Below are 9,090 nucleotides of genomic sequence, written 5' to 3'. Positions count from 1 at the left end.
GGTGCGCGTCGCCGGCGGGGCGGATCGCTCGCCGACGGCGGCCGTCGCCACGCGCGAGGGGCCGGTGACGGGGGTACTCAACGAGGACCGCAGCGTCGAGATCTTCGCCGGCATCCCGTACGCCGAGCCGCCGGTGGGCGACCTGCGCTGGCGCGCTCCGCAGCCACCCGAGCCGCGCGACGCGGTGCTCGTCACGGACCGGTTCTCGCCGGCACCGGTGCAGGGCACCACGACGTTCTTCACGAGGGCGCTGGCGCAGCTGGTGCAAGCGCCTCTCGAAGAGACGCTCCTGAACCCGTACCCGGTGAGCGAGGACAGCCTCACGCTCAACATCTGGCGGAGCATGACCCCGGATGCCGGTCCGCTTCCCGTGCTCGTCTACCTCCCCGGCGGGGGCTTCGCGACGGGTTCCGGCGCCCTGCCGCTGTACGATGGCGAGGCTCTCGCCTCCCGCGGAGACGTGATCACCGTCACGATCAACTACCGGCTCGGCGTGCTCGGCTTCCTCTCCCACCCCGAGCTGACAGCGGAGTCCGAGCACGGCGCCTCGGGCAACTACGGCATCCTGGACCAGCTCGCGGCGCTGCAGTGGGTGCGCGACAACATCGCGGCCTTCGGCGGCGACCCCGATCGCATCACCCTCGCCGGCGAGTCGGCCGGTGGCGAAAGCGTCTGCACGATCGGCGCGACCCCGCTCGCGAAGGGACTCGTCGACGGACTCATCGGCGGCAGCGGCGCCTGCATGGGCACGCTGGGCGACACCGGCGACGGCGACCAGTACGACACCCGCGAGGTCGCCGAGGACATCGGCCGCCGCCTCAGCGAGGCGCTCGGCGCAGCATCCATCGATGAACTGCGCAGGATGCCGGTCGAACGCATCGTCGAGGCGGCCGCCGCGTGGGGCGGCCACTGGCGGCCGTCGATCGACGGGTACGTCCTCGACCGGCTGCCCTCGGAGGTCTACGCCGCGGGCGACCAGCTGGACGTGCCGATGATCGCCGGCAGCACCGCCGACGAGGCATCGCTCGCCCTCGCGGCGCCGCCGGAGACGGATGTCGACGAGTACCGCGCATCGGTGCGTGACACATACGGTGACGAGACCGATCGCTTCCTCTCGCTCTACCCGGGCGAGACGGAGGACCAGGTGCTCGACTCGCTCCTGCGCGCGCAGACCGACAAGGTGATGACCCGCGCCATGTACCGCTGGGCGTCGCTCCAGTCGCAGACGGGAGAGTCGGCGGCGTACCTCTACTTCTTCTCGCACGTGCCGCCGGAGCCCGCGCTCGAGAAGTACGGCGCTTACCACGGAGCCGAGATCGCGTACGCGTTCGACAACCTCGGCGCCGACAGCGACGCCGCGTACACCGCCACGGACTACCGGCTGCGAGACCAGCTGACCAACTACTGGGTCAACTTCACGAGCACCGGCGACCCGAACGGCCCGGGTCTGCCGTCATGGCCGACGTTCGGCGACGAACCGCGCCAGGTCATGAGGTTCGAAGCCGGCAGCACCGTCGTGCCCCACCCCCGCGCTGACGCGGTCGCCTTCTGGATGGAGTTCGACGGACCGATCCCGTAGCCGCGCTAGCCGTATCGGTGGATGAGGCCGGCGAGCCGGATGTGCGCCTGGAAGCTCGCCTGCATGCGGCCGTGCGCGTGGTGGTTCAGGACGACGTGGGTCTGCTGCTGCGGGTAGTAGAACAGGTGCGTCGCGGTGTAGCCGAGTCCGCCCGTCGGCTGCGGGTATCCACGCAGGAGCGGAGAGAAGCCCCCGAAGCGCAGCGTGACCATCCCGGTGCCGTAGTGGATGCCGGGGCGGAATCTGCTGCGCGGCGTGCCGAGGAACCGCACCCACTCCGGATCGCAGAGGTGGCCGCCGTGCAGCGCGCGCTGGAACCGCACGAGGTCGTTCGCCGTCGACGGCCCTCCCACGCCGTTGTGCCAGGTGAGGTTGGGGACGAATGCCGGGGGAACGGGCTCGGGTCGGTCCAGCCAGATCGGGGCCAGCCGTGGCACGAGGGCGGCGAGGCGCTCCGGGCCCGCGCCCGCCCATTCGGCGGTATCGCTCATGCCCGCCGGTTCGAAGACGCGGGTGCGCAGTTGGTCGTCGATGCGTCCGCCGCGCGCCTCTTCGATGATGCGCAGGAGCAGGAAGTAGGCGGTGTCGCTGTAGCGGAATCGCTCGCCCGGCCTGGCGAACGGCGGCAGGTGCCGGGCCTGCTCCAGGAACTCTGGGATCGTCCACTCGTGGCCGGGATCGGTCAGCAGGTTCGGGATGGAGCAGGTCGTGCTGTGGCCGCGCGGTGGCAGCATGACGTCCGGCAGGCCCGACGTGTGCGAGAGCAGGTGCTGCACGGTGACGTCGCGCGCGTTGTCGATACCGGGCGCCGCCGGCAGCGACGCGAGGTCGTCCGCCGGCAGCAACTGCCCGATCGGTGTGTCCGGAGTGAACCGACCCTCGTCGAACAGCTGCGCGATGAGGGTGGCGTAGAACACCTTGTCGATGCTCGCGACGTAGAACGGCTGATCGGGCTCGCCGGATCGAACGTCGAGCCGCGGACCGGTGACCAGGGCCATGGGCGGGACGGGGAAGCGGCGGCTGCGCGTGCGCCGCAGCCTCTCGACGGACTTGCGGACGTGGGTGTCGACACTCATGGGCTGCCTTCGACGATGCGGCTATATTACTCAGAGACATGTCTACTAGACATATCTCCGAGTCGTCAAGGCATAGACTCGATCGCATGTCGCACGTCATCCTCGGGCTGCTCATGCTGTGGCCGCAGAGCCTCTACGAGCTGACGAAGAACTTCGAGGCGGGCGCCTCGCTCTTCTACAGCGCCAGCACCGGCAGCATCAAGCGCGCGCTCGACCGCCTGGTCGCGCAGGAGCACATCGAGGTCGGCCCCGAGGATGGCCCGCGCGGCAAGAAGACGTACGCGATCACGGACGCGGGCCGGGCGGAGTTCCGCCGCTGGATGCTCACCGATCCGACGGGTGACCTCGAGCCGGCGGTGTTGGCCCGCGTCTACTTCTTGGGCCTCGTGGATGCGCCCGAGCGCCAGGCGGTCGCAGCGCGGGTCGAAGCGCGCATCCGCCGGGAGCTCGACCGGCTGGAGCGCCTGGACGCGCAGGTCTCAGCCATGCAGATCCCGACGGGCTTCGAGGACATCGCCCGCTACCAGCTCGCGACGCTGGAGTACGGACTCGCCGTCGGCCGGACAGCGCTTGCCTGGGCGCAAGAGCACCTTCCCCGCCGCTGACCGCGGGGCACGTCAGGATGCGGAGGTATGGGCACTCCGCCGCCGTCGAACCGACATGTAGACGGCATGGGTGATCGTCAGAGCAAGGCCCAGGGTGCCGACGGGGATGCCGATCAGGGTCAGGCCGCCCGCGCCGATGTTGGCATCCAGGGCTGTCGGGTCTCGAATGAGCGCCGCAGCCGCGAGCATGACGAAGCCCAGGCCGAGCAGGACAGTTCCGAGGTTGCGAATGAGCATTTCCGCCTCAACTTTGCGAATCGATGGATGTACACGGCGTCACCCCTCAGCGCCGGAGCGCCGTGGTCGCGATGAGGATGCTGCTGGAGATGATCGCGTTGAAGGTCCGGGTCACGGCCTCGGCGACCGCTCCGGCGCCCCAGTGGTCGCGTTCGAGCTGCTGGGCACGGGCGATGACCGCCGAGCTCCAGGGGATGACGGCGTCGAACTGCGGGAGGGTCCCGCTTCCCCAGAGCAGTCCGGCGAGCGCGGCGACGCGCGGCGTCGGTTCCGCGCCGTCGACGAGGAACGCACGCACGTCCCGGAGCAGTTCGGAGCGCCTGCCGCTCCCGCCGTCGATGAGGACGGTCGTGTCGAACAGCCCCAGCGCCTTGCGCTTCTCGCGTCGGATGTCACCGCGTGAGATGAGGCGATCGAGCAGCGGCTGCCGAAGCGGCGGCCCGATCGCGGGCAGCACGGTCTGCACCGGATGGGCCTTGCCGGAGACGTGGTCCCACGCCGAGCGCAGGATCGGATCGGCGGGCGCCCGCCCGTCGACGGCCCGGATGCTGGTGACCCCCAGCCCTGCGGTGGTGCTCGTGACGCGCTCATCGAGCGCCAGTTCTGCCAGCACCGCGCCGGCGAGGACATAGAACAGCGTGTTCTCGCCGGCGATCGTGCCGGAATCGGGCTGGAACAGCACGAGGAGAAGGTCCTCTGCCAGCGTCGGTTGCTCGCCCATTGGTGGGTTCCTCGTTTTCGTGGGATCGGCCGGCCGGACTCAGGCCGTGACGACGGCGCTCAGCGCCAGCCAGACCAGGGTGGTGGTGACGCTGGTCCACAGGACGATCGCGACGGCCTGCCAGAGGAGGATCCAGGAGCGCGCCGTTCCCGATGCCGCGAGCATCGCAGCGGTGAAGTGGGTCGGAATCGCGAGCGGACCGAGGATGCTCGCACCGGGAACACCGAAGCGGACGAGCCACCTGCGGAACCGCTGCCGGCCCTTCGACTCGGGCTCCGCCGGCGGGGGCGCCGCTGTCTCTGCCGTCGAGTCCTCGTCGCGCTGCTCGAGGGTGATGACCGCGCCGGGCGCATGGCCGCCGACAGTCACCGGCTCTCGCCGCGCCGCGCGACGACTCACCACGGCGGCGCGGGTGCGAGCGCTGACGAGCACCACGATCATCACGCCCAGGAAGTTGCCGGCGGCCGCGGCGATTCCCGCGATGACGGGATGGATGCCACCGACCACCCCGATCGGCGAGGCACCCTCGCCCTCGATGAAGGGGATGGCGCCGGCGAGCGCGACGACGAGTGGCTGGATGAGCTCGGGCACCTGGCCGACGAGATTCTGGAAGTTGTTGATGAGTTCCTGGATGGGGTTCATGATGTGTCTCCTTTCGCGGATGTCGGATCATCTCGCTTCAGAAGCCAGTAGAAACCGTGTTCTCAGAACACGGTCAAGTCAGCTTTCTCAGTGGCGCCCCCGGTCCGGCCTGCAGCTGCTGTTGTGCGAGCAGGCTGGCGCGCCCGAGAACGTCGAGTTGGGCCGGGTTGTACAGCTCCACGACCGCTTCGGTGATCGTCTGCCTTGTGACCCGTTCGCTCTTCGAAAGGCGCCCGGCCGGGTTGAGGAGCCACGGGTACTGGATGAGGTTCTGCGCGAGAGTCGGGGCGAGCAGACGCGCCAGTCGATCCCGGGTCGCCTCGTCGGCATCCGCGGGCAACGCGTCAATCTGCCTGCCCACGTCGCCGGCTCCGACATCCACCTCGACCATGCTGCGAAGATCCGCCATGGCCTGCTCGTCGTAGAGCTGTCCGGAGATGTGGAGGATCGACCGGTCCGACTCCGACAGCGAGGCCGCGACCGACTCGAACCCCGCCGGCGCGTCTGCGGGCGCATCGTCGCGCAGGATCGCGGCGATGTCGGCGCGCGCTCGCTGCAGACGGTCGATGCTTGCGACCAGTTCGGCGTCGAGCTCACGCAGCATCTCCTGGCTGCTGTGCCCGTCGGCATCCACCTCGCCGATCTGCGACAGCGGCACGCCCAGGCCCACCAGTCGGCGGATCCGCAGCAGCCGCACCAGGTCCTTCACGCCGTACTGCTTGTAGCCGTTGTACCTGCGCGTGGGTTCCTCCAGCAGTCCGAGGCGATGGTAGTGGCGGATCGTGTTCACCGTCGTGTCGGCGAGCTCCGCAAGCTCACGCGTGCTCCAGGCCATGGAAGTTCTCCTTCGCTGCGGTCCTCCCGACGGGGCTCCCCGTCCATCCTCAGTCAGCCGCCGCGTAGGTGGGGTAGGTGAGGTAGCCGTCGTCGCCGCCGACGTAGAAGGTGGCCTCGTCGGCGGTCGTCAGCGGCAGGTTCGCTCGCAACCGTCCGACGAGGTCGGGGTTGGCGAGGAACGCGCGCCCGAACGAGATCAGGTCCGCGCCGTGCGCGAGCCAGCGGTCGGCATCCGCCCGTCCGGCAGGCGCGGGGGCCCCGTAGGTCGAGGGGTTGACGATGAGCGTGCCCCGCCACGCGCGCCGCAGTCCCACGAGCACCTCGTCGGCGGTGCCCGCGGTCAGGTGCACGTAGGCCAGGCCGAGCGGCGCGAGTTCGGCGAGCAGAGCCGCGTACAGCTCAGATACCTCGGCGTCGATGGCGTCGCCGAGCCCGGCACCGGGTGAGAGACGCAGCCCGACCCTGTCCGCTCCGACGGCGTCGGCCGTCGCGGTCGCCGCCTCGACCGCGAACCGGATGCGGCCCGCGATGGAGCCGCCGTAGCGGTCGGTGCGGAAGTTGGCGCTGCTGGCGAGGAACTGCCCGATGAGGTACCCGTTCGCGCCGTGGAGCTCGACGCCGTCGAAGCCGGCCTCGATCGCCGCCTGCGCCGCGCTTGCGTAGGTGGCCGCCTCGATCGGGACCTCCGCCGTCGAGAGCTCGCGAGGAACGGGAGCCGGCTGCGAGCCCGTGGGCGTGAAGACGCTCACGCCCCGCGCCGCGACCGCTGAGGGCGCGACCGGCCGGTGCCCCGTGGTGTCGGGATGGCTGATGCGGCCGGCGTGCTGGATCTGCGCGAAGATCCGGCCACCCTCACGATGAACGGCGGTCGTGACCTGCCGCCAGGAGTCGACCTGTTCCGGCGTATGAAGCCCCGGCGTTCCGGGATTGGACCGCCCGACCCGGCTGGGATGGATGCCTTCGGTGATGATCAGACCGGCATCCGCGCGCTGCGCGTAGTAGGCGGCCATCGAGGCGGTGGCCAGCCCCAGGTCGTTCGAGCGAACCCTCGTCATAGGGGACATGACGATGCGGTTGGGCAGATGGAGACCGCCGAGGGTCACCGGATCAAAGAGGGATGCCATCGAGTCTCCTATGAAGTTGCGCGGCGACCGGGCGCGGCGGCCGCGGCGTCGAGGCCGAGCAGGAGGCAGCCGAGCGCAGCGGTGAGGCTGACGGCGCCTTCGATCGCGAGCGAGCGGTCGGACGGCGGAAGGCGCACGGGCTCCCGTGACTCGCTGACCGGTCGGGGCTGTCGCCCGACCGCGCGGATGCCGGTGACAGACATCTCACGCTTCCGCCAGGAACGAGCGCAGCGCGGCGTTGACCTCGTCGGCGTGCGTCCACAGCAGCCCATGCGGTGCCCCGTCGATCTCGACGTAGGCGGCGTCGGGCAGTGCCTGACGGAAGCGACGGGCGGTCGCGTCGATCGGGAGGATCCGGTCGGCCGTCCCGTGCAGGATCAGGGCGGGCTTGCCGCTGGCACGGACGGCTTCGACGTCGGCGCGGAAGTCCTCGATCCAGGACGATACGACGGCGTACGCCGCGACCGGCGCGCTGGCGATCGCGACGTCCCAGCTGCCGGTGACCGCTTCTTGACTGATGCGGCTGCCGAGCGTCTCGTCGAGGTTGTAGAAGTTGGCGAAGAACTGCGTGAACCAGGCGTACCGGTCGCCCCACGCGGCCCGCTCGATCCCGTCGAACACGTTCTGCGCCACCCCGTCGGGGTTGTCGTGGCGGGCGACGAGGAAGGGCTCGAGGGACGCGAGGAACGCCAGCTTCGCGACCCGTTCGTGGCCGTGGCGGGAGACGTAGCGGGCGAGCTCGCCGGTTCCCATCGAGAAGCCGACGAGCACGACGCCCCGCAGATCCAGGATCTCGAGCACGGCGTTCAGGTCGCCGGCGAAGGTGTCGTAGTCGTAGCCCGAGCCCACCTTGGAAGACCCGCCGAAGCCCCGTCGGTCGTAGGTGATGACACGGTACCCGGCGGCGAGCAGCTCGCGGGTCTGCCGCTCCCAACTGTGTCCGTTGAGCGGGTACCCGTGGATCAGGACGACGGGCTGGCCCGCGCCGTGATCCTCGTAGTAGAGCTCGATCGGAGTGCTGTTCTCGTCTCCGACGGTGATGTATCCCATGGTCGTTCCCTTTCGTCGTCTGATCGGTCGGGACCGGATGCCGGTCGTATCGTCAGGCTCGCACCGCTGCTGACCGCTTCGCGTCGGTGGAAGCCACGTAGGTATCCCCCTACCGAAGTCGGGGGATACTTGCAGTGGTACGAACACACTTCGGCAGGGCGGGGCATCCGTCCTCGGAGGAGAGCGAATCTGTCGAAGCTCCTAGGCAGGCGTGCGGAACGCCATGAGGTCGAGCAGCTGCTCGCCGAGGCTCGCGCCGGGCGCAGCGGAGCGCTCGTGGTGCGCGGGGAGGCGGGCATCGGCAAGACCGCCCTGCTGGAACACGTGCGCGCGACGGCGGACGCACTCCGATTCCGCACTGAGACCTCAACCGGTGTCGAGGCGGAGACGCAGTTCGCCTTCGCGGGTCTTCACCAGCTGTGCGCGCCGCTCCTCGACCGTGCGGGCGCCCTGCCCGAGCCGCAGCAGCTCGCGCTCGGCGTGGCGCTGGGCAATCGCGTCGGTCCTGCCCCAGACCGGTTCCTCGTGGGTCTTGCGACCCTCAATCTCCTGGCTGAGGCGGCCGAGCACCGCGCGCTGCTGTGTCTCATCGACGATGCCCAGTGGCTGGATCAGGCGTCGGCAGAGGTGCTCGCGTTCGTCGCTCGCCGCATCAGCGCGGATCGACTGGCTCTCGTGTTCGGCCTGCGCGACACCGATCCCCGCCCGGCTGTGTTCGCGGGGCTGCCTGAGCTGCGCCTGAGCGGGCTCGATGACGCGGACTCCCGGACGCTGCTGAGCTCCGCCGTTCCCGTGCCGCTCGATGGTGACGTACGTGAACGGATCATCGCCGAGGCTCGCGGCAATCCGCTGGCTCTGCTCGAGCTGCCCGCAAGCACGCAGCTTGTCCGTCTCGCCGGCGGATTCCTGCTGCCCGACCTCGCCGACGTCCCCAGCCGCGTAGAGAGCGGGTTTCAGCGGCGCGCGAGCGCGCTGTCCGAGGCGGCGCAGACGCTGCTGCTCATCGCGGCAGCCGATCCGACCGGCGATGCCTCGCTGCTCAGGCTCGCGGCCGCGCATGTCGGCATTGCCACCGACTCCGCCGCGCTCGCCGAGACGGCCGGCCTCATGGAGGTCGACGCACGGGTCCGGTTCCGGCATCCACTCGTGCGCTCGGCCGTCTACCGGGCCGCGGATGCGCCGGATCGGCGTCGGGTGCACGAGGCGCTCGCGGCCTGCA

Annotated in this window: 11 protein-coding genes; 3 read left to right on the top strand and 8 right to left on the bottom strand. The window is 70.1% G+C overall.

What is annotated here, in order from left to right; genetic code table 11:
• A partial coding sequence (locus WBP48_RS03405) for a carboxylesterase/lipase family protein (RefSeq protein WP_424436115.1) occupies window positions 1-1,579 on the top strand: 1,579 nt, incomplete at its 5' end.
• Between the two features lie 5 nt (window positions 1,580-1,584).
• Here the strand turns inward: WBP48_RS03405 and WBP48_RS03400 are convergent.
• A complete protein-coding gene (locus WBP48_RS03400; RefSeq protein WP_424436112.1) occupies window positions 1,585-2,655 on the bottom strand; it encodes a serine hydrolase domain-containing protein in 1,071 nt (356 codons plus the stop codon).
• Window positions 2,656-2,741: 86 nt separating this feature from the next.
• Between WBP48_RS03400 and WBP48_RS03395 the strand changes: the two genes are divergently transcribed.
• Window positions 2,742-3,260: a PadR family transcriptional regulator gene (locus WBP48_RS03395; protein WP_424436109.1), complete on the top strand. Its 519-nt coding sequence runs from the start codon at window positions 2,742-2,744 to the stop codon at window positions 3,258-3,260.
• A gap of 12 nt (window positions 3,261-3,272) precedes the next feature.
• Here the strand turns inward: WBP48_RS03395 and WBP48_RS03390 are convergent, their stop codons facing one another.
• From WBP48_RS03390 to WBP48_RS03360, 7 genes are all read right to left on the bottom strand, one after another.
• On the bottom strand, window positions 3,273-3,497 hold the full coding sequence (locus WBP48_RS03390) for a hypothetical protein (RefSeq protein ID WP_424436106.1): 225 nt from the start codon (window positions 3,495-3,497) through the stop codon (window positions 3,273-3,275).
• 46 nt (window positions 3,498-3,543) lie between these two features.
• A complete protein-coding gene (locus WBP48_RS03385) occupies window positions 3,544-4,218 on the bottom strand; it encodes a GOLPH3/VPS74 family protein (protein ID WP_424436103.1) in 675 nt (224 codons plus the stop codon).
• A 39-nt stretch (window positions 4,219-4,257) separates the two neighbouring features.
• Window positions 4,258-4,860: a small multidrug efflux protein gene (locus tag WBP48_RS03380; RefSeq protein WP_424436100.1), complete on the bottom strand. Its 603-nt coding sequence runs from the start codon at window positions 4,858-4,860 to the stop codon at window positions 4,258-4,260.
• Window positions 4,861-4,933: 73 nt separating this feature from the next.
• The gene (locus tag WBP48_RS03375) at window positions 4,934-5,695 is read right to left on the bottom strand and encodes a MerR family transcriptional regulator (RefSeq protein WP_424436097.1); all 762 of its coding nucleotides are present in this window, start codon (window positions 5,693-5,695) and stop codon (window positions 4,934-4,936) included.
• 49 nt (window positions 5,696-5,744) lie between these two features.
• A complete protein-coding gene (locus WBP48_RS03370) occupies window positions 5,745-6,821 on the bottom strand; it encodes an alkene reductase (RefSeq protein WP_424436094.1) in 1,077 nt (358 codons plus the stop codon).
• Between the two features lie 8 nt (window positions 6,822-6,829).
• Window positions 6,830-7,024, bottom strand: a complete 195-nt coding sequence (locus tag WBP48_RS03365) for a hypothetical protein (protein WP_424436091.1) — start codon at window positions 7,022-7,024, stop codon at window positions 6,830-6,832.
• 1 nt (window position 7,025) lies between these two features.
• Window positions 7,026-7,871 carry an alpha/beta fold hydrolase gene (locus tag WBP48_RS03360; RefSeq protein ID WP_424436088.1) on the bottom strand — a complete coding sequence of 282 codons (846 nt, stop codon included), beginning with the start codon at window positions 7,869-7,871 and terminating at the stop codon, window positions 7,026-7,028.
• Between WBP48_RS03360 and WBP48_RS03355 the strand changes: the two genes are divergently transcribed.
• A partial coding sequence (locus tag WBP48_RS03355) for an AAA family ATPase (RefSeq protein WP_424436085.1) occupies window positions 7,758-9,090 on the top strand: 1,333 nt, incomplete at its 3' end. The two genes, WBP48_RS03360 and WBP48_RS03355, sit on opposite strands and share 114 nt — an antisense overlap.

This window comes from Microbacterium sp. (assembly GCF_049661145.1).
GTDB lineage: Bacteria > Actinomycetota > Actinomycetes > Actinomycetales > Microbacteriaceae > Microbacterium.
This window is presented reverse-complemented; position numbering and strand designations above follow the sequence as displayed.

What these genes read in the sequence shown, in the direction of transcription:
- WBP48_RS03380 (WP_424436100.1), bottom strand. Translation starts at nt 4,860, where the DNA reads ATGAACCCCATCCAGGAACTCATCAACAACTTCCAGAATCTCGTCGGC.
- WBP48_RS03390 (WP_424436106.1), bottom strand. Translation starts at nt 3,497, where the DNA reads ATGCTCATTCGCAACCTCGGAACTGTCCTGCTCGGCCTGGGCTTCGTC.
- WBP48_RS03400 (WP_424436112.1), bottom strand. Translation starts at nt 2,655, where the DNA reads ATGAGTGTCGACACCCACGTCCGCAAGTCCGTCGAGAGGCTGCGGCGC.
- WBP48_RS03360 (WP_424436088.1), bottom strand. Translation starts at nt 7,871, where the DNA reads ATGGGATACATCACCGTCGGAGACGAGAACAGCACTCCGATCGAGCTC.
- WBP48_RS03395 (WP_424436109.1), top strand. Translation starts at nt 2,742, where the DNA reads ATGTCGCACGTCATCCTCGGGCTGCTCATGCTGTGGCCGCAGAGCCTC.
- WBP48_RS03385 (WP_424436103.1), bottom strand. Translation starts at nt 4,218, where the DNA reads ATGGGCGAGCAACCGACGCTGGCAGAGGACCTTCTCCTCGTGCTGTTC.
- WBP48_RS03370 (WP_424436094.1), bottom strand. Translation starts at nt 6,821, where the DNA reads ATGGCATCCCTCTTTGATCCGGTGACCCTCGGCGGTCTCCATCTGCCC.
- WBP48_RS03375 (WP_424436097.1), bottom strand. Translation starts at nt 5,695, where the DNA reads ATGGCCTGGAGCACGCGTGAGCTTGCGGAGCTCGCCGACACGACGGTG.
- WBP48_RS03365 (WP_424436091.1), bottom strand. Translation starts at nt 7,024, where the DNA reads ATGTCTGTCACCGGCATCCGCGCGGTCGGGCGACAGCCCCGACCGGTC.